The 20,497-nt window shown below is 44.0% G+C and carries 18 protein-coding genes and 1 pseudogene; 14 read left to right on the top strand and 5 right to left on the bottom strand.

Features of this window, described 5'->3' with window-relative positions; translation table 11 throughout:
- Positions 1-593: 593 nt before the first annotated feature.
- The gene (locus tag QUA33_RS28345) at positions 594-695 is read right to left on the bottom strand and encodes a hypothetical protein (RefSeq protein WP_445243282.1); all 102 of its coding nucleotides are present in this window, start codon (positions 693-695) and stop codon (positions 594-596) included.
- Between the two features lie 551 nt (positions 696-1,246).
- On the opposite strand from QUA33_RS28345, the gene QUA33_RS24815 reads away from it, so the two are divergent.
- Genes QUA33_RS24815 through QUA33_RS24825 form a run of 3 tightly spaced genes read left to right on the top strand, consistent with a single transcriptional unit; the run spans position 1,247 to position 3,551 of the window.
- Complete coding sequence (locus tag QUA33_RS24815) at positions 1,247-2,410, top strand: baeRF3 domain-containing protein (RefSeq protein ID WP_333152028.1); 1,164 nt, start codon at positions 1,247-1,249, stop codon at positions 2,408-2,410.
- 18 nt (positions 2,411-2,428) lie between these two features.
- A complete protein-coding gene (locus QUA33_RS24820; RefSeq protein WP_333152030.1) occupies positions 2,429-3,121 on the top strand; it encodes an SRPBCC family protein in 693 nt (230 codons plus the stop codon).
- 55 nt (positions 3,122-3,176) lie between these two features.
- The gene (locus QUA33_RS24825) at positions 3,177-3,551 is read left to right on the top strand and encodes a signal peptidase I (RefSeq protein ID WP_333152032.1); all 375 of its coding nucleotides are present in this window, start codon (positions 3,177-3,179) and stop codon (positions 3,549-3,551) included.
- Here the strand turns inward: QUA33_RS24825 and galK are convergent.
- Positions 3,541-4,620: a galactokinase gene (galK, locus tag QUA33_RS24830; RefSeq protein ID WP_333152034.1), complete on the bottom strand. Its 1,080-nt coding sequence runs from the start codon at positions 4,618-4,620 to the stop codon at positions 3,541-3,543. The genes QUA33_RS24825 and galK overlap by 11 nt on opposite strands.
- Positions 4,621-4,897: 277 nt before the next feature.
- Here galK and rsmA point away from each other — a divergent pair, with 277 nt between their 5' ends.
- Positions 4,898-5,719 (top strand): 16S rRNA (adenine(1518)-N(6)/adenine(1519)-N(6))-dimethyltransferase RsmA, encoded by an 822-nt coding sequence (rsmA, locus tag QUA33_RS24835; RefSeq protein WP_333152036.1) that lies wholly within the window; start codon positions 4,898-4,900, stop codon positions 5,717-5,719.
- A gap of 124 nt (positions 5,720-5,843) precedes the next feature.
- On the opposite strand, the gene QUA33_RS24840 is transcribed toward rsmA, so the two are convergent.
- Positions 5,844-7,370 (bottom strand): ATP-binding protein, encoded by a 1,527-nt coding sequence (locus QUA33_RS24840; RefSeq protein ID WP_333152038.1) that lies wholly within the window; start codon positions 7,368-7,370, stop codon positions 5,844-5,846.
- 90 nt (positions 7,371-7,460) lie between these two features.
- Between QUA33_RS24840 and ispE the strand changes: the two genes are divergently transcribed.
- The 8 genes and pseudogenes from ispE to QUA33_RS24880 all read left to right on the top strand — a co-directional run bounded on the left by ispE (position 7,461) and on the right by QUA33_RS24880 (position 15,332).
- Positions 7,461-8,438 carry a 4-(cytidine 5'-diphospho)-2-C-methyl-D-erythritol kinase gene (gene ispE, locus QUA33_RS24845; protein WP_333152040.1) on the top strand — a complete coding sequence of 326 codons (978 nt, stop codon included), beginning with the start codon at positions 7,461-7,463 and terminating at the stop codon, positions 8,436-8,438.
- Between the two features lie 183 nt (positions 8,439-8,621).
- Positions 8,622-8,975: a DUF3082 domain-containing protein gene (locus tag QUA33_RS24850; RefSeq protein ID WP_333039267.1), complete on the top strand. Its 354-nt coding sequence runs from the start codon at positions 8,622-8,624 to the stop codon at positions 8,973-8,975.
- Positions 8,976-9,050: 75 nt separating this feature from the next.
- Positions 9,051-9,668 carry a DUF488 domain-containing protein gene (locus tag QUA33_RS24855; RefSeq protein WP_333152042.1) on the top strand — a complete coding sequence of 206 codons (618 nt, stop codon included), beginning with the start codon at positions 9,051-9,053 and terminating at the stop codon, positions 9,666-9,668.
- 293 nt (positions 9,669-9,961) lie between these two features.
- A complete protein-coding gene (locus QUA33_RS24860; protein ID WP_333152044.1) occupies positions 9,962-10,711 on the top strand; it encodes a hypothetical protein in 750 nt (249 codons plus the stop codon).
- A 1,255-nt stretch (positions 10,712-11,966) separates the two neighbouring features.
- A pseudogene (locus QUA33_RS24865) lies at positions 11,967-12,680 on the top strand (IS1 family transposase).
- A gap of 101 nt (positions 12,681-12,781) precedes the next feature.
- Positions 12,782-13,381: a class I SAM-dependent methyltransferase gene (locus QUA33_RS24870; protein WP_333095786.1), complete on the top strand. Its 600-nt coding sequence runs from the start codon at positions 12,782-12,784 to the stop codon at positions 13,379-13,381.
- A 413-nt stretch (positions 13,382-13,794) separates the two neighbouring features.
- A complete protein-coding gene (gene ycaC / locus QUA33_RS24875) occupies positions 13,795-14,436 on the top strand; it encodes an isochorismate family cysteine hydrolase YcaC (RefSeq protein WP_333152046.1) in 642 nt (213 codons plus the stop codon).
- A 119-nt stretch (positions 14,437-14,555) separates the two neighbouring features.
- The gene (locus tag QUA33_RS24880) at positions 14,556-15,332 is read left to right on the top strand and encodes an antibiotic biosynthesis monooxygenase (RefSeq protein ID WP_333152048.1); all 777 of its coding nucleotides are present in this window, start codon (positions 14,556-14,558) and stop codon (positions 15,330-15,332) included.
- 165 nt (positions 15,333-15,497) lie between these two features.
- Here the strand turns inward: QUA33_RS24880 and QUA33_RS24885 are convergent, their stop codons facing one another.
- Together QUA33_RS24885 and QUA33_RS24890 are read right to left on the bottom strand one after the other, a co-directional pair.
- Positions 15,498-16,475 carry a heme o synthase gene (locus tag QUA33_RS24885; RefSeq protein ID WP_333152056.1) on the bottom strand — a complete coding sequence of 326 codons (978 nt, stop codon included), beginning with the start codon at positions 16,473-16,475 and terminating at the stop codon, positions 15,498-15,500.
- Between the two features lie 133 nt (positions 16,476-16,608).
- On the bottom strand, positions 16,609-17,523 hold the full coding sequence (locus QUA33_RS24890; protein ID WP_333152050.1) for a heme A synthase: 915 nt from the start codon (positions 17,521-17,523) through the stop codon (positions 16,609-16,611).
- Between the two features lie 529 nt (positions 17,524-18,052).
- On the opposite strand from QUA33_RS24890, the gene QUA33_RS24895 reads away from it, so the two are divergent.
- A complete protein-coding gene (locus QUA33_RS24895) occupies positions 18,053-18,322 on the top strand; it encodes a hypothetical protein (RefSeq protein WP_333152052.1) in 270 nt (89 codons plus the stop codon).
- 194 nt (positions 18,323-18,516) lie between these two features.
- On the top strand, positions 18,517-19,950 hold the full coding sequence (locus QUA33_RS24900) for an ABC transporter substrate-binding protein (RefSeq protein WP_333152054.1): 1,434 nt from the start codon (positions 18,517-18,519) through the stop codon (positions 19,948-19,950).
- Positions 19,951-20,497 lie beyond the last annotated feature (547 nt).

Below are 20,497 nucleotides of genomic sequence, written 5' to 3' on the forward strand. Positions count from 1 at the left end.
CATCTTTATTTAACGATTTTACTAGCTTTTTCATTTTATCTCTTTTTTGACACATTTGCCAAAGTGAGATGCACCCATAATGCTTTTACTCACCTTACAACAAGACCATAAAAAATGTCAAATGGGTTCTATATGTAAAGTAAATCCTAAAATCCTTGGGTAATTGCTTTTTTAAAGAACTCTTGTACTCTGCTATACAGGGATTGCTGGTTCTTTTTTAAGGTGATTACATAATCTCTTTTTTTTGACAATTGACTTCACAATTGACCTCTGGCAGCCGATACCATCAATCGGGACAATGCTTCCCTTTAATTACAAAACTTTTATTAAAACATAAATTGCTGTGATTCAATGTAGACTTTTTATAAAATTTAAATTTGCCTAAAACTAATCTTTGACTGACCGCCCCAGCACCGATCAGATGAATTGCTTTTTTATCTTTTCCCATAGTAATGATGGCGAAGAGTTTTGCCATCAATGGCGATTACCTCTCCTGGATTGAAGTAACTAATAGATTGAATCCAACTCAAAAAACATTTCTGAAATTACTCGGGTTTAAGACGATCAAACACTCGCACACTTGTGTCATCATGTCAAGGTATGCCATTCGGTACTTCTAAAAATTTATTTAACCATTCGTATTTATAGCGACCGTAACTTTCGATATCCATCCATGTATCAGCAGCGCAAATCACGACACAAATTTAGATGGTGATAATATCAATTAATTCATAGCATATCGTTCGTTCAAGTTTTGGATCTTCTCAGTTAAAAAAATGGTCTGTCATGGTAATTTTAGGCTTAAGCTTCAGAAAAACGAACTCTAATTAAATCTTTTGTACGTACTAAATAATTATTTGCTAATATACCGTATCCTGTTAACATAAAATTTAGATGCGTTCGCCCGGGGCCGATCGAGAGGAGCTAGCAGTAAGGTATAGCCAATAAATGTTGCCCAGATCAACCTCAGAAACAGTTGTGTTTTCATTATTATATATAACGATTAGTTAAACCAGACTCAACTAAATTATCGTAAAGTAGCAGATGAGTTAGCGCCGTCTATCTTAGGTGATAAGCAGTTCGATTGGAACAGCGGCTGCAAACCCTGTTTTAGTTCGGGGATGAAAGGCTCTACAGCAGGCGATCATTACTTTAGGCAGACGCAGGAGCCGCGCCAGGGGAGATACATTTTAAAAAATCGGTTGTTTTCATTACACCACCCTTTATTAGAAAAGGAGTTTCAGCGGTGAACTTAATATCTGTAGAGGAACTCAAAGCGCTGGTACAACAATCTCCTGGATTGTGCGTCTCTATTTATATGCCAGTAGCTCAAGGAACAGAAATTCAACAAAATCCGATTCGGTTCAAAAATTTAATCAGAGAGGCTGAAGACAAAATAGTAGAGTACGGATTTGACAAAAAAGAAGCAGCGGAATTGCTAGAGCCAGTCCGAGCAGAAATTGACCGAGAAAACTTTTGGGAAAATCAAAGCAACCTGCTGGCGATTTTTGTCGGTTCGGGATTTTTCCGCTACTATACCTGTCCGGTTAATTTTGAGGAATTAGTTGTTGTGAGCGACAATTTTCACGTCAAACCGCTGATGCCTCTGCTGACAGGAAATAATTTATTTTATGTTTTAGCTCTCAGTCAGAAGGAAGTGAGGCTGATTGAGTGTACGGCTTACAGTGCTCGGGAAGTTGAAGTTGAAAACTTGCCGAGAAGCCTTGATGACGCTCTGCAATATGACCCGACTGCTAAAGAGGGTCAGTTTCGGATTGCTACTTCAAAAGGAGGCACTAATAATTCTTTTCAGCAACCGGGAAGTTTTCACGGCCAAGGAAGTCCGGATCGAGATGAACCCCAGCAGGAAATATTGCAGTATTTCCACATAATCGATGCGGCGCTGCACGAATATTTGCGGAATAAAAAAGCTCCTTTAGTGTTAGCTGGAGTTGAGTATTTGCTCCCGCTTTACCGAGAAGCCAATACCTACCCGCATTTAGTTGAAGAAGGAATTACAGGCAATCAGAAACTTGTCAAGCCGGAAGAGTTGCGGGCCGAAGCTTTGCCGCTGGTGGAACCTTTGTTTTTGCAGGCTCAGTCGGAGGCGATCGCACAATACCGCGATCTCACAGGAAGCGATAAAATTTCTGCTGATTTGAAAGAAGCTGTTTCGGCTGCTTATTTTGGACGGGTCGATCGACTGTTTGTTGCTCTTGGCGTCCAGCAGTGGGGTAGTTTTAATGCCGAGACGAACTCGGTGCAAATCCACCCCGAGGCAGAATTGGGCGACGAAGATTTGTTGAATGCCGCAGCAATTCAAACTATTCTCAACGGCGGAACTGTTTACGCCGTGCCACCAGAAAAAGTGCCGGAGGAGGCACCTGTAGCTGCTATTTTTCGCTATTAATTTACCAGGTTTAAACCAATGGAATCTACTTCAATGACAAATTCCGACAAACAAAACCAAAGTAGCAGCGGCGATACCGAACGCTGGGCATCTTTAATTGGCGGCGGCGCGCTGGTGCTTTTTGGTTTGTCGCAGCGTTCTTTGCGAGGTGCTTTGCTGGCAGTTGCGGGCGGCAGTTTAGCAGCCCGCGGGCTGGGGGTTGTGGAGGGTTTGCAGTCTGCTGCCGATCCGAATCAAAGCATTAAAGTTGAAAAGACGGTGACGATCGACAAACCGGCTGATGAATTGTACCGTTTGTGGCGCAATTTTGAAAATTTGCCTCGGTTTATGAAGCATCTCAAACACGTTACGGTAATAGATGAAAAACGTTCTCACTGGATTGCCAGCGCGCCGATCGGCAATAGTGTGGAATGGGATGCAGAGATTGTCCGCGAAGAAGAAAATCGCTTAATTGCTTGGGCGTCTGTGGAAGGAGCTGATGTTGACAATTCTGGCTTTGTGCGCTTTCAACCGGCACCTGCGGGACGCGGTACTGAGGTAAAAGTTGTCATCGAATACAACCCTCCGGGCGGTGCAATTGGTGCTGGTGCTGCTAAACTATTTGGCGAAGCTCCCGAACAGCAAATTGCCAATGATTTACGTCGCTTTAAGCAGTTGATGGAAGCGGGGGAAATAGCGACTACGGAAGGTCAATCTTCGGGCCGCAAGTAATAAGTTAGATGGTGTCCCCCGATTTAAGCATCTTTGTTGTTTACCTGATTAGCTGATGTCATCTCAAGTGGTTTTCGGAAATGCGGGCGCTGAAGGTGCAAGTCGGGGCGGTTGGTTTGCGGGTCACTTTATGACGCCGGGCGATGACCCGCGATCGACTTCTGTTTTAGAAGTAAAATGGGGCACTCACCCCGCCGGAGATTGCAGGACTCAGTGGGCGGTAAATGCGGCAGCCACGACGCTTTCTATCCTGGTAAAAGGGCGGTTTCGCCTGCAATTTCCAGAGCAAGAAATCTTGCTGTCTCGCGAAGGAGATTATGCTCTCTGGCTGCCGGGAGTGCCTCATTATTGGTCTGCTGAGGAGGATTCGGTGATCGTGACTGTGCGGTGGCCTTCCCTGTCGGGAGATAGTTCTGGAGTTAAGAAGTAACTGTAATTTCGGGAACCAAAACGCGGCCGCTATAACCCGCGCGCTGGTAGCGATCGATCGCCTCGGATGCGATCGCACCCGCTTTCCCATTCTCCACCAGCGCTACGCAAGCACCGCCAAAACCTCCGCCCGTCAGCCTTGCGCCGAAGACTCCCGGAATTGACTGCAAGATTGCTGCCAGCGTGTCTACTGCCGGCACCGAAACTTCGTAGTCGTCGCGCTGGCTGGCATGGGAAGCATTCATTAATTCGCCAAAACGTTTTGCTGGCAAAGATTTTACCGCTTCGAGTACGCGGTTGTTTTCAGTAACCACGTGCCGCGCTCGTCTTCTGAGGGGTTCCGGCAATACTTCGACAGCTTGGGGGTCGGCGATATCCCTAAGAGCTTTAACTCCCAATATCCGCGCGGATTCCTCGCACTCGGCGCGCCGCTGGTTGTAGCCGCTTCCTGCTGCCAGTTCGTGGCTTTCGCCACTGTCAATTATTAAAATTTCTGTGTTTGTGGGAAAAGGTATCGGGTGGCATTCGAGGCTGCGGGTGTCGATTAATAGCATGGTGTTGGTGTCTGCTAAACTCGACGCCATTTGATCCATGATGCCACAGTTCAAGCCGGCATATCGGATTTCGACTTGCTGTCCGATTTGAGCTAGGCGCACGTCGTCTATGGGGAGGTTCAGCAGCGCGCGCAGTCCTCTGAGGGTTGCTATTTCTAAAGCGGCGCTGCTGGACAAACCGGCTCCGATCGGCACAGTCGAGGTAATGTAGAGATTTATTGGAGGTATTTTGTATCCTTCTTTTTCTAACAGTCTCAGGCAGCCACAGATATAAGTGACAAATTTTTGCGGTATGGTATCTTCGTCTGAATAATTTATGAGTTCGTCATATTCTGCTGAATAAAAATGGTGTCGATCGTCACTGCTGAAGCCGATTTGTACTGTGGTGCGCTGGGGAATCGCAGTTGGAAGTACAAATCCATCGTTGTAGTCTGTGTGTTCGCCAAGCAGGTTTACTCGGCCGGGGGCGCTGGCTGTGGTTTTGGGTAATGTACCAAATACTCGTTGGAATTTCATTGTTGGGGAAGTGGTAATTGGTTGTTGGTTATTTGTTATTGGTTATTTGTTATTGGTTATTTGGAAAAACAGCTATCCGTGTCTCCGTGACTTACGTGTTGTGCTGTTGGTAATTGGGAAGAAATAAATTTATTTTTTATCGTTTGTCCTTATTATAGTGCCCAAGTTTTTTCGTTAATTCAACCCCTGTTAACAAAAATAAACATCACCGTAGGTTGGGAAAAGATATTGAGCTGTGATAGAATGACAGGCTAAGATTTCTCCAAAAATTCAAAAAATGCGATCGACCAGACCCCGAAAACAGTTTGCTCAACATTGGCTCAAAAGCGAGAAAGCCTTAGATAAGATTGTGAAAGCGGCTTCTTTGGATCGCGATCGTGTCCTGGAAATTGGGCCTGGTACGGGGATTTTGACTCGACGCTTGCTGCCTGCGGCTGAGTCTGTTGTTGCTGTGGAGATCGATCGAGATTTGTGTCTCAAACTAGCCAAACAACTCGGCAAAACCGACAATTTTTTACTGCTGCAAGGCGACTTTTTGGAAATGGACTTAGAGGCTGAATTAACGGCTTTTCCCAAATTCCAAAATCCGAATAAAGTTGTTGCCAATATTCCTTATAATATCACCGGCCCGATTCTGCAAAAACTGCTGGGAACGATATCTGTTCCTGCTGCTAAACCCTTCGATGCGATCGTGCTCTTAGTGCAGAAAGAAGTGGCCCAAAGGCTTTACGCTAAACCGGGTTCGACAGCTTTTGGCGCTTTGTCAGTGCGGGTGCAGTATTTAGCAGAATGCGAGTTAATTTGCGATGTGCCCTCTAAAGACTTTTTTCCGCCGCCAAAAGTCGATTCCGCCGTGGTGCGGCTGCTTCCCAGACAGATAGAAACTGCGGCGGTTAATCCGCGCTATTTGGAAAATTTAGTGAAGTTGGGTTTTGGTAGCAAGCGCAAAATGCTGCGAAATAATTTAAAAGGGACTGTGGACTTAGATAAACTTGTTCAAGTGCTAGAAGAGTTACAGATAAATCCTCAATCTCGCGCTGAAGATTTAAGCGTGGAGCAATGGGTAAAGCTGAGCAATAATATTATTTGTGATGTTTGAAGTTCAGGATTGTGTTAGATACCAGAATTTTTAAATAATTCGGATATCGGTTTTTTAAAAAAGCGATTTTTAGGTGTAAATACTAACAACAGTTGAAGTTAGATTCAATGGCATTATCAAAGGTTTATTGCAGGCAAATCGGAATTTTTATAATAAATTCTGCACCTTTACCCGGTGCAGAAATACAGTGCAATTCGCCTTTATGTCTTGCTGTGATAATTTGATAGCTAATCGATAAACCTAATCCCGTGCCTTTACCTACTGGTTTAGTAGTAAAAAATGGATTAAATAACTGGTTTCTCACCGATTCTGTTATTTCGGGCCCGTTGTTGCTAATTCTTATTTCTACCACTTCAGTGTCTAAAAGTTTGGTAGAGATTTGGATGAGGTAGGGATGAGCTTCATTGGCTGCAATCGACTCGCTGTGGATGCCATCTTCTAAAGCATCAATAGCATTAGCCAGGATATTCATAAACACTTGATTTAGCTGTCCCGGGTAGCACTCTATTCGGGGTAAATTGCCATATTTTTTGATAACTTGAATATTCGCCCAACCTGGCTTAGCATTCAATCTGCTTTGCAAAATCATCAGTGTGCTGTCAATTCCTTCATGAATGTCGGCTAATTTCATTTCTGCTTCGTCATGGCGAGAAAAAATTCGCAGCGACTTGACAATACCAAAAATTCGCTCGGCGCCGTTTTTCATAGAAATTAATATTTTTGGCAGGTCAGAGATGATAAAGTCTAAATCTATAGACTCGATTTTTTCTTGAACTATGGGTAGGGAATTCGGATACTGCTCTTGATAGAGATTCACCAGTTCTAGCAAACTATTGGCATACTGGCGGGTGTGAGTAATATTCCCGTAAATAAAGTTAATCGGATTGTTGATTTCATGAGCAACCCCAGCGACTAATTGTCCTAAAGATGACATTTTTTCGCTGTGAATTAGGTTGGATTGAGCCTGCTTCAATTCAGACAATGCTTGTTCGAGCTGTTGAGTTTGAGACTTTAACTCTGCGGTGCGTTCTTCAACTCTGATTTCTAATTCTTCTTTAGCTTTTTTTAGTGCAGCTTCGGCTAATTGGCGCTCGACAATTTCCGATGCTAGGAGTCGGTTTGCCAATTCTAAATGTTGAGTTTGAGACTTTAATGCTGCGGTGCGTTCCTCAACTCGAATTTCTAATTCTTCTTTGGCTTTTTTTAGTGCAGCTTCGGCTAATTGGCGCTCGACAATTTCAGCTTCTAGGAGTCGGTTGGCGGATTCTAACTGTGCGGGGCTGGGAAGTGCTAGGGCTTGAGGCATTAAGTCTACCAAAAGTATGGCTGTAGCAAATGAAATAACGGCAGTAATTGCTTTCATTGTTCCTGAAAGCCAATAGGTAGGATGCCAAAGCGTCCAGAGTTCAAATATGTGAGTCATGCCACAGGCGACGATAAAGGCTCCAAACAGGGCAAAGATCCAGTCAAAGGGCAAATCTTCCCGTTTGGAAATAAAATAAACCAATGTAATCGGGATGGAAAAATACGCGAGTGCAATGATAGAATCTGAGGCAAGGTGAAGCCAGACTAACGGGGTATGCCAGAGATAGCAGTGGCCGTGAGGAATAAATGGCCCGGAAGTAAAAAAAGTTTTCCACATTTCCTGCATAATATTTCCTTTGAGTTGTGAGAAAATGGACTCGGACTGGTGTCAATTAATTTCAACCAGGGGTTTCTTTCACCTGCGGCTTAATCACCTATGCGTTCATATTCTCTGTTAGCTTCAGCAAAAATCAATCTGTATTTGGAAATCATAGGCGATCGCCCCGACGGATTCCACGAACTGGCGATGGTACTTCAAAGCATAGATTTAGCCGATCGAATTGACTTGCGTGCGATTGGTACGGATACGATTCGCGTGCGCTGCGATCACCCGCAAGTCCCTCCTGATAAGAATAACCTGGCCTACCGGGCGGCGGATTTGTTGGCGAAGCAATTCCCCGATGCTTTGGCGAAATACGGCGGTGTCGAGATTGCCATTCACAAGCAGATTCCAGTGGCGGCGGGGCTTGCCGGCGGTTCGGCAAATGCGGCTGCGGTTTTAGTCGGGATGGATTTGCTGTGGCAATTGGGACTTACTCAGTCGGAGTTGCAAGAGTTGGGGGGAACTTTGGGTTCGGATGTGCCTTTTTGCATTACTGGAGGTACGGCTTTGGCAACTGGTCGTGGGGATAAACTGTCGCCATTGCCTGATTTGGCTGGCTTTTCTGTGGTGTTGGCGAAGTACCGCAATCTCAGCATTTCTACGGCATGGGCGTATCAAACTTATCGCCAGCAGTTCAGTAGTTCCTATTGTGCAGCGGAAGATTTGGAGTGCCGCCGGCAACGGCTGCATTCGGGGCCGATGGTGGGGGCGATCGCCCAAAAAGATCGATCGAAAATTGGTCAATTGCTGCACAACGATTTAGAAAAAGTTGCTTTACCTGTGTACCCGCAGGTGTTGCAGTTGCGGCAGGCTTTTGAGTCGGCGGGGGCTTTGGGAACGATGATGTCCGGTTCCGGGCCGAGCGTGTTTGCGCTGGCGGAGTCTTCAGAGCAGGCTCAGCAGGTTTTGGAACGGGTTAAAAGTGCGATCGCTTCTCCAGATTTGGATTTTTGGGTAGCACAGTTTAGCAATACTGGGATTCGGATTTTTTCGGAGGGAAACGAGACGAAACAGCCGATTTCGAGGGTGTAACTCGAAGAGGGTGCGATCGCGATCGGCCGTTAAACCTGTCTAACAGCCGAGGGTCAAGATGAATCTAACTTTTCGCAGAGTCTATTGCGATCGAAGAACTGATAATATGTCATGCAACACCGATTTTAGTTTTGGTAAATTAACCAGAAATCTAAAATCTAAAATCTAAAATCTAAAATCGCCATGACTGATTTAACTAATCCAAATTCTACTTCTAAACCTCTGAGTTCGGCTGGAGATGCAACCTCTGCATCTTCCACGCCGCCGACGATTTTGCGGTGCGTGATGGGTTCGCTGATAGCGGGCGGGTTTGCGGCGGCTTTGTACGCGCTAACTTTGTCGATCGTCCAAACTTTTGCAAATTCGCCCATTCATTCTGACAATGTGACTGCGATTAATATTGGCGCGGCTGTGCGAACTTTAGTAATGGGAATTGTCGCTTTGGGTGCGGGTGTTTTTGCTTTTGCATCTTTGGGTTTGATGCTGCTGGCTGTGCAACTTGTAATTCAAAAGTTGCTAAAGAAACCTACAGCTTGAAGTCTACCAATTACAAAAATTGGGCTGCACAAACTTTCATCTGCAAAACAAAGACTGCATACTAAGATCGAAGCAATGGAATTATTTACGATCGGACACTCCAATCTGAGTATTGAAGCGTTTGTTTTGCTACTGCAACAACACGGAATTACGGCGGTTGCGGACGTGCGATCGCATCCGTTTAGCCGGTATTTACCTCATTTTAATAAATCCGAAATTAATTCTTCACTGTCAAGTGTCGGCATTCAATATGTTTTTTTAGGCAAAGAGTTAGGCGCGAGACCGGAGGATTTAAGCTGTTACGATTCTAGCGGTAAAGCGTTATACGATCGCATAGCAGCAACTCCTTTATTTTCTGCAGGACTTCAGCGCTTGCTCAAAGGTGCAGCCAATTATAAAATCAGTTTAATGTGTGCGGAAAAAGACCCGATTACTTGTCACCGCACTATTTTAGTTTGCCACAAGTTGAAAGATTTTAACTTGCAGATTAATCATATTCTATCAGATGGCAATTTAGAATCACAGCAGCATTTAGAAGAAAGACTTTTGAGCAAGTTTAACAAAGGCAAAAAAAATAATGAGCCAATTCAGCTAAGCTTGTTTGAATTAGAGCTTGATATTAAAACTGAAAGGGTTGATTTAGAAACAGCTTATTATCTTCACGGATGGGAAATCGCTTATGTCAGCAAATAAAGCAATTAATTAATTTATCAAATATGTTCCAGTTGGCGGATTTTGCTCACCCCAAATATTTAAATACCTCACCGCAAAACCTAATTTTGTATGGGCGGAATACGCCACTTACTGCTAGAAGTAACGCGTCAAACGATTTTTTGCATAAGTCCTGAACAACTCTTGACATCGCATACATTTATAAACTAGGGTACAGCCCTCCGCGCCCACCCTATTTTTATAAATTTTCTTAGATTTTTAACGTTGTTCGTGCTATAATTCTGCGGGACTGTAGCAGAAAGGGGTGCTTTTTGATGAAAGCAGAATTTTATTTTGACTGTCACAAATATATTTGCAGTTTAGTTCAAGTAGATTTTGTCAAAGAATTAAAAATAAAAAATCATCAAGGTTTTGTTTTGGCTGTTAAGCAAGGAGAAAAGATTGGGCTTTTGGGAAAAAGCCGCCATAATGCTAAACAAGTTGATGTATCTAAGCCGCATTTTTATAATGTAATTAAAGCGGCTATGAGCGCTTTGGAATTAGAAACTAAAAATGAGGTGATATTAGAGAGAAATCGAACTATTGCTGATGCAGAAGAAATGATTCAGCAGCAAAACCGAGAAATTCGCGTTCTCAACGAACAGATTAGAATGCTTGGAACTAAGGTTGAGGAATTGTCAAGGGAAAAGCAGCAGTTATCCATGCAGTTAATAGAAAAGGAAACCAGAGAAACTGAAATTAGTCAAGAAATTGATAACTTTCCTGCTATCGAGGAAGATTTACGGGCGGCGCAAATTGAGCAGGGGATGGGAGAAACAGAAATTAGTCAAGAAATTGCACAATTCCCGATTCAAACTTTGGGTTTGGACGTGCAGTTAATAAAAAATTTACCGGATTCTGAAGGAATTGATATTGATGAAAAGGAAAAAATGACCGAAAGCGATGTTAAAAGTGTCAATTTAGAATCTTTAGAATTTAGAGAAGAAGTAGAATTTTCTGGAGGCGAAACAGAAATTAAGCGATTGTCTAAAAAAGGTTCCCAGAGAAGGATGAGAAAGAAATAATGATGATATATTTTTTCTAGAGTGTGACGCGCTAGTTCTAGCAAAAGTGTGCGCCATATACACCCTCAATATAGAGTTTATGGGTATCTATTGTGCATCTTCTATTCCTCACTATTTGACAAAGTTTCTCTAATTCTTGTCCGAAATCAACTGACGGTTGCTCTTGGTCCGATCGCCCTGCTTTGTTCAATAAATCCAGGTACTTCTGCGATCGGCAAGAATAGAAAAGCTAAACTTTGAGCAGCACGATCGTATTTTATCTCTACAAGCTGATATAGTTATAAGGTTTGCCCCCGCTATCTTCAAAGTTAGGCAACGCCAAGGTAAGAATAGATTGTGAACCTATTTATAGAATAATTTGTGTAGTCAGACTCTATAACGAAATCCGGCGGCTGGTCTGTTTCTAACTCAGTATTTTTGCTTCTGACTAAAGCTTAAGTCGGTATGTAGAAACAGGTATACAGTTCGATTTCTAGAAGCTGATTTTTACTGGATGAAATTAGGGTATAGACGAGGAAGATAGGCAATAATGTAAAGTTTGGTGAGAAGATGCAAAACTTATGCTATTTCCCACATTTTTTCCAGGGAGATGTCCTGGAGTCCAAAAATATGATATAACCCACATTCCGCAGATATGACTCCAGATTACTAATATTTGGGCAAAAACTCATATAGCAAATTTTGGCGTGGCTGGATTTTGGGTATTAAATGTGGTTTTTGTGAATATTGTTGCCAAACTAAACAATAAAAATTCGCAAAATTTTGCTACTATGATTATACACATCTCGCTCAATCTTTTGAATCACTAAAATACCTCAAAAAAAATAAGCGACTTAGAGCGGGATGGGATGATGAGTATTTGACTAATATTCTCGCTGCTTCAGCAAATTAAATTCTCACAATCTACTCGTTGCTGACTACTATACAAATTCTAAACATTGGTTGTCAGCTTTTTATTATATAAAACTAGGCAGCTAGTAACAACCACCATTAATAAGTTACCCTTTTCTCTAAAACATCCTTACCAAGAGTGTCTGTAGTTTCTAACAATGGTGAATTTATCCCAAAAAATACTCACCGATGGTGAACAGGCTTCCATAATAAAATGCGTTACCATGTGCACCTTCCTCTGCCAAAATAGGCAATCAAAATCCCCAATTTCCCACTGGCAGCCAGAAATTGAAAGATTGAAAAATTTGGTAGTGTTCAAGATGTAATGATATAGGAGTAAAGTTTATTTCCTTGTCGTCTCCTCATCTCTGCCTGTCTAACCTGTGCCTTTTCCCGAAGTGTCAAAAATGGCCGCATCCACAACGGTAAACAGCGATTTAAGTGTCATGATTTTGGGAGGCAATTTGCCCTTGCATCTTCAGAAAAAGGTGATCGATCGAGCAATCCGGCAATTGATTGACCACTTGTTGGGGGAACGCATTTCCCTGGCGGGCATTGCCCGTGCGGTGCAGGTGTTTGAGCAATGGCTACTTTCCCGAAGTCAATGAAAAATATGCTCTTAGTGTCACACCAAGTCCCAGCGACAGCAAAAAAAATGGAGGTTAAGGATCAGCGTGTGATAAATTGTGGTATGAGTGTGAACAATAAAGGAAACAATTAGTGGGTCTGGTTAGTTCGTGATGCAGATACCCGTGAAATTGTCGGTGTTTATATTGACGCACGGGATGAAGCGGCAGCAAGGGCAATTGTGGCATTCATTGCCTCCGGTTTACCGCCAGTGTGCGGTTGCTAGACTGATTTCTAGGCAGTATATGGGCAGTGGTACGCCCGCAATTCACATCAGGCGGTGGGGAAAGAGAGTGGTAAGAAAAGTTACATTGAGCGATTTAACAACACGTTACGGCAGCGTGTTTCTCGCTTGGTGAGAAACACCTTGTCATTTTCAAAGTCGTTAGACCATCATATCGGTGCTATGTGGTATTTCATCCATCATGACAGTGCATCATTATTTGTTTAGCACTACCGAAAGCGTTAGGGGCCTTGGTGTAGTCTGTGCGTAGCATGGAGAAAGATTTTAATTGTCCTGAAAATCTCGATCGACACTTATGAGGTCACTCTATGGAGCCAAATGATACATCGGCACGCTACGACCGAATTGCCCAATGGTGGCAAACCGAGCATCAAGATTCAACCTACGGGATTGCCCAATTAGAAAGGGCGATCAAATTTACTTCTAAGCAGCACGCAGCACTTGATGTCGGGTGTGGAAGCAGCGGACGTTTTATCAACAGCTTATCCAAGCATGGATTTCAGCCTGAAGGACTTGATATTTCTAGGGAAATGATCGATTTAGCCCAGCGGCTACATCCAGAAATCACGTTTTACCGGGAAGACATTTGTGATTGGCTGCCGCCGAAACTCTACAGCCTGATAGCAGCCTGGGATAGCACGTTTCATCTGCCAATCAACCAGCAAGCGCCTGTGATACAAAAGCTATGCGATGCGCTTGAACCCAATGGAGTCATCCTGTTCACTTGTGGCGGGGGACATACAAGCAGCGAGGTTTCGGGAGCATTTCAAGGTCAAGATTTTGATTACAGCACTTTGGGTGTAGATACTTTTGTGCAAATTCTGGTTGAGCATCATTGCACCTGTCGCCATCTCGAATATGACCAGTATCCAGAAAATCATGTTTATATCATTGCCCAAAAGACCTAATTTATCATTCGCACCATTAAAGTGTGGGATGTCGCAACTGGTGGCTGTATTAGGACGTTGATGGGCGATCGGCGGTATGAAGGCATGAATATTCGAGGGCAACGGGATTGACGATCGCTCAAAAATCGACGACATTGAAAGCGTTAGGGGCGTTGGTGTAACGTGTGTCGAGATTAGGGCGATCGCGTTAACTCAGCGCTTAACTTGCGGATCTTGAGCGGTGAAATTTGGTAAGATTTTGCAAACTGAGTTCATGCCACAAGAGCTTACGCCATAATAAGCCATTTAGAAGAAATAGACGTTTCGCTTTTAATAAGGAAGCACATTTAATTGGTACAACTCAAGGCTTTCTGATTCTTGACTCCATTCGGCAATTCCTCATTCACCCATAACCCACATAGGAGAAATACCTGATGTCTACATTCAAATACAACCGTTTAGACAAGAATAATGCTGCGGTTCTGCTGGTCGATCATCAAACTGGACTGTTCTCACTTGTGCGTGATATTGGTGCCGCCGACTTCAAAAATAATGTGCTGGCGCTAGCAAGTGCAGCCAAATTTTTCAACCTGCCTACAATTTTGACAACTAGCTTTGAGCAAGGCCCCAATGGAGTCCTCATCCCTGAACTGAAGGAGAAGTTTCCAGATGCTCCCTTTATTCCGCGTCCCGGACAAATTAACGCTTGGGACAACGAGGACTTTGTTAAAGCAGTAGAAGCAACAGGTAAAAAGCAATTGATTATTGCCGGAATTGTCACTGATGTATGTGTTACTTTTTGTGCGCTTTCGGCATTAGAGGCAGGTTATGAGGTTTTTGTTGTCACCGATGCCTCTGGAACCTTCGATGAAGCCTGTCGCTATGCAGCTTGGGATCGAATGTCTCGTGCTGGAGTTCAGTTGGTCAATTGGTTTAGCGTTGTGTGTGAATTGCACCGTGACTGGCGCAACGATATTGAAGGACTGGGTAGTCTCTTAGCAGAGTTTATTCCTGACTACAAAAACCTGATGACCAGCTATGCAGCAACGGCAAATGCTGGCTCTCCCAGTAAGTAGCGAGAAAGCGCCTACTTTATTTAGCTCGTGTGTAACTGAGTTAATATTGTGATAGCTAGGTTATCAATTTTACGTGAAACGTAGCGGTGACAACTACTTCGTTGTAAGTCACGTAGAGGGTGTTTTTAATAGCTCTTACGTCAAAAATTGTAAGTATTTTTCTAGTCATTTCATCTCATTCCCAACCTTCGCGATCGCATTCGTTAATCTCCCTTCTGTTTCAAGATGTGCTGCCGAAAATTGCCCAGAAATTTGGTGTCTCTAGGGTGGTTGTTCTGAATAAAACTTTTCTATCAGTTAATTCTCTAAATTCTATGTTGGAAGAACCGTTGGCGAGCAATACCAGTGAAGAAAACTATCTAGTCACCACTGTGATCTCTCATGTAGTGAAACCGGGGCGCGACGAAGGTTACGAAGCATGGTTTCATGGCATCGCCGCAGATGCACGAAAATTCAAGGGACATCTGGGTGTCAGCACTATTCGACCCCAGCATCACGCTCATCCTGAGTACGTTGTCATTCTCAAGTTCGATTGCTACGACAATCTTAAGACCTGGCTAGAATCAGACGTTCGGCGAGAGTGGATTGAGCGATTGCAGCCCTTGATTGAAAGGCCAGAAGATATTCAAACCCTGACCGGATTGGAAACCTGGTTTACGCTGCCTAATAAATCGATGAAGGCTCCACCCCCTCGCTACAAAATGGCGTTAGTTACATGGTTGGGAGTGTTTTGTACCATTTCTATTCTCAATCGTTTGCTTGTACCGCTACTATCTGGGCTTCCTGCCTTGCTCACATCTCTGACGATCACAGGTCTCACTGTTATATTGCTCACCTATTTGGTCATGCCGCGCTTAACACAATTATTTCGCAAATGGTTGTATCCCATTCCCTAAAGTAAACAAACAAAACCCGCTAGATGCGGGCTTCATTTTAAGAATTGCAATTTAACTCACTACTAAGACTTAGGCATAAACCGGGTTTTTTATCACAATAGTGTATTTGAGACTTTAATACTGGTGAAAAACCCGGTTTCTTTGGTATTTATGGGTAAGTCTTAACTACATCACAACTGCACTAATCAAAGTTTGCACATTTTGTACAAGAGCAGTAGTAAAGTTATGAGTCACAGGCAAGCTGTCAACCACTATTCCGGCGCACAAGAGCATCAGGTACAGAATAGAGTATTTGAAGAGCGATCGCGCAACAATCTTATCCTCTGGAGTCTGCAACAGCAACCAAGCTTTTTGGGCAAAAATAGCACCGAGGAAAATAGCTGTTCCCGCATACACCGCGCCCGCTAAATGCAGGGGATAAACTAGCAGCAAAGTTGCAGGAATCATCAATAGCGTGTAAATCCAAATTTGGCGGGCTGTCTCTTCGTCGCCCTCAATTACAGGTAACATCGGAACGCCTACTTCCTTGTACTCATCGCGAATCATCATTGCTAATGCCCAAAAATGCGGCGGTGTCCATAGGAAGATAATCCCAAACAGCAGCCACGCACCCCAACTCAAATCTCCTGTAACGGCAGCCCACCCAACTAGCGGAGGAATTGCCCCTGCTGCACCGCCGATGACGATGTTTTGCACGCTGTGACGCTTCAGCCAATGGGTGTAAATTAAGACGTAGAAAACGATGCCTGACATTGCTAGCAATGCAGCTAATAAGTTGGCAACAACTGTCAGCAATGTAAAAGATATTGTAGCTAGGGCGATCGCAAATATCAAAGCATCCCGTTTCTTGACACGCCCTGAAGGAATCGGCCGCCAGCGGGTGCGCTCCATAATATAATCGATGTCACTGTCGTAGACACAATTAATCGTATTCGCCGACGCAGAAGCTAAAGCACCTCCAGTAATAGTTGATACCAGTAATAGCGGATCTACTTCTCCTTTGGCGGCCATCCACATTCCTGCTGAGGTAGTGATTAGTAGCAGTAAAATAATTCTGGGTTTTGTTAGTTGATAGTAGCTTTTCACAACTTGCGAAAAGTTTTCGTGGAGGCGGGGCCGGTCGTTGGTAAGGATTTCTTGCATCGGTTGTAAGCTGTTAGTAATTATTTGTGAATTCGTCATTAGTCATTAGGTTGTAGGGGCGGGTTTTACGAGAAATATTTGGTGTAGCTACAAGGATTAATAAACCCGCCGCCTCTTACTTTAGTCTTATCTCTCAAGCTGATAAAACTCGATCGCGCCAAGCTAAAACACTAAAAGCTATCAGGGTTCCCAGCAAAGCAGCACCGACTGCTTGGTGGGCGACTGTCAGCGGTTCTACCTGAAGGTGCAGCCGGAAAGTTGCTAATCCTAAAACTAATTGAGCAATTAGGCAAACACTCGCCCAATTAGCCAGTTTTCGCAAGTTTGGACTCAGTGCAGGCTGCCGCCAAGCCATGACTGCTACGGCTAAAGTCGCTGCGGTAGCGGGTACGATACCGGCGATGTGGCTGTTCATTACCGAGCACAATTCTGAGGAATCCAAACATTGGTGCAGTGCCCATCTAGAGCCTACTAATGCTCCTAGCAAACTTTGCAGGTAAACTAACAATGCTGCGATCGAACTTACCCAAGCTAATTTGCCGACATTTCCTGTAGCTTCGTAGGGAGTCAGCAGGAAACCGATGACTAGCAGGGCGCCAAAAAATAGTAAAGCTGTTCCCAAGTGAGCAGTAACGATGTCAAATCTCAGCAGTTGTGTTACTGTCAAGCCGCCCAATACGCCCTGAAAAACGATTAAAAATAGTGCTCCGGCGCTCGCCCAAGGCAGCCATTTTGGCAGGCGGCTGCGGTAAAACAAAGATAGTCCTAAAAGTGCGATCGCGCTTAAGCCAATTGCCGCAGCGTCCAATCGGTGAAACCATTCCAGAAATACTTGCAAATTCATTTGCGCTGCGGGTATTAATTGACCGTAGCACAGTGGCCAGTCGGGGCAAGCGAGCCCCGCATTCATGACTCGCGTGGCGCTGCCTACAGCCATTAACAGCCAGGTTGCGATCGCAATTTTCCACACTAGGCCGCGGATAATATCTTTTGGCTGCCACTGCACTCCTGCTGCTGCGTTTGGCTGATTTAAAACTGAGTTTGCCATGGAATTTACCTTAGCCTTTGTTATCGATCGAACTTAATTTAATATCGAGGTTTTGCTTTGACTGAGCTTAGCCTAGCTTAACACTCTTTTTCTCTGACCAACCGTCATTTTTACTACCTTAGCGACACTTTTATCCAATTAGTTTGTCTTTATAATTTTTTCAACTTTCTTCTTTATATTACAAAAGATGTCCTTTATTTTGTCAAACTTAAAAAAACTTTAATCTTTCCCCGCCCCTGGATAATTAAAAACTCCCCCGCTGTCGAGACTCTCCGGGAAAATAAAGATATAATTAAGAAAAAGAATTTAGGTGATGATTGTGATAAGAGAGACTCAAAAATGTTTACAAAAAGCTAAACAACATAAAAAAACCTATAAAGTAGGATTCGCAGCAAACTATATTGAGCTGATTGTTCTACCCTAGTAGTGAAGTATGACTGCAGATAAAACGGCAGTCAACAAGTTAAGCAAGTTATAACCCAGCGACTCTTTACTCCAGGCTTCCTAGCCGCGAGCAAACTGTTCAAGGATGGAAAAAAACAAGAGAAATGCCAGCTTCCCTGTTGGCCCTAGTTGGGTGCATAGCGATCGCATTCCACCGATCGCAGACTTAGGAGACGGGGTGGCTGAAACAGCACCAGAAATCACACCAGAAATGGCTCCCACCCCCAGCAGCGCCAGCCAAATACGGTCAAGGAGCCAAACCCTCAGAGACGGGACAATCCGCAGGTATCACAGTCAACCTCAGCGGGCTCTAAGCTGCTACACAGCTAGATTCTATAATATCCAGATCAAATAAATTAACAACTGCTAAAATATAGGTATATGTCAGCCCACAATCATCTATCTCAAGTATGAGAATTAGCATAATTGCTACATAAATTATTAAATGAAAGAGAACTTGTTATTAAATGCTTTACATCCCATACATTGTTCGTTGCCGAACTTCCTAAGTCGTTGAACCTAAAACCTAAAATCTAAAATTCTGCAGCCATGTCCCAAAAAAATGAAACCGCTGTTCTGGTATTATCGCTCCTAATTACGATCGGGCTAGCCGGTGCAGGTATTTGGTGGCTGACAAGCCGAGGCAGCATCAATGTCGGGGGTTTATCACCTCAAAATCCGACTTTTCCCAACTCTGCGACGGGGAATTCGCCGCAATCAGAGCAGGCAATTGGGCAGCGCCTGAGTGGTGGCGAAAAACTGTTACTTCCAGAGCAAGCCACAGCAAGCAAACAAGCAGCAGTACAGGCGATCGCATCTGGCAACTATAACGCAGCTATTTCCGACTTACAAGCTTCGCTGAAAACCAATCGCAACGATCCCGAAGCACTAATTTACCTCAACAACGCCCGCATCGGATCTCAAAAATCCTACACAATTGCAGCAGCAGTTCCCATTGGCGGCGATATCAATGCTGCTCTAGAAATTCTGCGGGGGGTAGCTCAAGCTCAAAATGAAATCAACCAAAGCGGCGGCATTAGCGGTACTCCCTTAAAAGTTGTAATTGCTAACGATGATAACAAGCCAGAAATGGCAGCACAAATTGCCGGTGCTTTGGCAAATAACTCGGAAATTTTAGGAGTCATCGGGCATTTTGGTTCAGATACAACGCTAGCCGCCAGCAAGATTTACCAGCAAAAACAATTAGTAGCAATTTCCCCGACAAGTACGTCGGTGCAGCTCTCAGGAATTGCCAACAATATATTTCGCACAGTGCCGAGCGATCGGTTTGCTGCGAATGCTCTTTCCCGCTATATGGTGGGAAAATTGCAAAAGCAAAAAGCTGCTGTATTTTTTAATTCTACCAGCAGTTACAGCAAATCTTTAAAAGATGAATTCACTACTGCGGTTTACGGAGATGGAGGACAAATAGTATCGGAATTTGACTTTGCTAAGGGCAATTTTAATGCTGCCGAGAGCGTTAAAATTGCGATCGCCCAAGGAGCAGAAGTGATTCTGTTAGCATCCAATTCAGCCACGATCGACCAAGCTTTGCAAGTAGTGCAAGTAAACGCCAAACGGCTGCCATTACTAGCGGGAGACGGTGCTTATACTGCTAAAACACTGCAAATCGGTGGCGCAGGAGCAACAGATATGGTGCTGGCTATTCCTTGGCACATTCTGGCAGATCCGCAGTCAAACTTTCCCCAAACATCCAAACAACTTTGGAATGCTGAAGTAAGCTGGCGCACAGCTTTAGCCTACGATGCGACGATCGCGTTAATTGCCGGTTTAGGGCGCAATCCGACTCGTACAGGCATTCAACAAGCTTTATCGGCGTCAGATTTTTCGGCAACTGGAGCATCGGGGCCGATTCGATTTTTACCTTCGGGCGATCGTAATCGAGCAGTTCAGTTAGTAACTGTTAAACCCGGAAATCGCACGAGTTACGGTTACGAGTTTGTGCCGATATCCGGTTTGTAAACTATTTGCGATAACCCAATTTAGGTTATACTATTCATTGGTAATTTCTAGGGCTGGTCAAGCAAAAATAAAATACTTACAAGATGAGTAATTATATCAAATCCGCTTGCATCGGAATTAATATTACCCCCAATCAGGACACGGCAGTGCCATTTGCCTACAATTAATCGGGTGAGAATTGCATCACTCATTAAGTGTTCTTGATTATTTAACCGTAGAGACACCGTGAGTGCCCATTGGTGTCAACTTAAGCTTTTAGTCCATCAATCCTCCCGCCTACCCGGCAGTCCGCCAGGGGTTGAAACCCCTGTCTAATAGCTAAAGTCCTCGCTATGAGGACTGATATCAATTCCGGTTACACTCCTTATGATGGGGAGTGGGGGAATGTGGAATTGCGCGACCTTGAATTTATCATTCCCACCCAACCGGAAACGATATTACAATAAAAATTTTTAAACTCATTAGTCCTCTTTAGAGCATCCTACGGGCGTCGCACGCCCGTTATGAATCAAAGAAACAGTTTCGCTCGCCCAAAAGTTGCTAGCGA

The sequence above is a fragment of the Microcoleus sp. Pol14D4 genome (assembly GCF_036701245.1).
GTDB lineage: Bacteria > Cyanobacteriota > Cyanobacteriia > Cyanobacteriales > Microcoleaceae > Microcoleus.

Excerpts from the sequence above, each read along its gene's own strand:
- QUA33_RS24840 (WP_333152038.1), bottom strand. The coding sequence starts at position 7,370 with ATGCAGGAAATGTGGAAAACTTTTTTTACTTCCGGGCCATTTATTCCT.
- ispE (WP_333152040.1), top strand. The coding sequence starts at position 7,461 with ATGCGTTCATATTCTCTGTTAGCTTCAGCAAAAATCAATCTGTATTTG.
- ycaC (WP_333152046.1), top strand. The coding sequence starts at position 13,795 with ATGTCTACATTCAAATACAACCGTTTAGACAAGAATAATGCTGCGGTT.
- galK (WP_333152034.1), bottom strand. The coding sequence starts at position 4,620 with ATGAAATTCCAACGAGTATTTGGTACATTACCCAAAACCACAGCCAGC.
- QUA33_RS24825 (WP_333152032.1), top strand. The coding sequence starts at position 3,177 with ATGTCATCTCAAGTGGTTTTCGGAAATGCGGGCGCTGAAGGTGCAAGT.
- QUA33_RS24860 (WP_333152044.1), top strand. The coding sequence starts at position 9,962 with ATGAAAGCAGAATTTTATTTTGACTGTCACAAATATATTTGCAGTTTA.
- QUA33_RS24885 (WP_333152056.1), bottom strand. The coding sequence starts at position 16,475 with ATGCAAGAAATCCTTACCAACGACCGGCCCCGCCTCCACGAAAACTTT.
- QUA33_RS24855 (WP_333152042.1), top strand. The coding sequence starts at position 9,051 with ATGGAATTATTTACGATCGGACACTCCAATCTGAGTATTGAAGCGTTT.
- rsmA (WP_333152036.1), top strand. The coding sequence starts at position 4,898 with ATGCGATCGACCAGACCCCGAAAACAGTTTGCTCAACATTGGCTCAAA.
- QUA33_RS24890 (WP_333152050.1), bottom strand. The coding sequence starts at position 17,523 with ATGGCAAACTCAGTTTTAAATCAGCCAAACGCAGCAGCAGGAGTGCAG.
- QUA33_RS24850 (WP_333039267.1), top strand. The coding sequence starts at position 8,622 with ATGACTGATTTAACTAATCCAAATTCTACTTCTAAACCTCTGAGTTCG.
- QUA33_RS24895 (WP_333152052.1), top strand. The coding sequence starts at position 18,053 with ATGGAAAAAAACAAGAGAAATGCCAGCTTCCCTGTTGGCCCTAGTTGG.
- QUA33_RS24900 (WP_333152054.1), top strand. The coding sequence starts at position 18,517 with ATGTCCCAAAAAAATGAAACCGCTGTTCTGGTATTATCGCTCCTAATT.
- QUA33_RS24870 (WP_333095786.1), top strand. The coding sequence starts at position 12,782 with ATGGAGCCAAATGATACATCGGCACGCTACGACCGAATTGCCCAATGG.
- QUA33_RS24820 (WP_333152030.1), top strand. The coding sequence starts at position 2,429 with ATGGAATCTACTTCAATGACAAATTCCGACAAACAAAACCAAAGTAGC.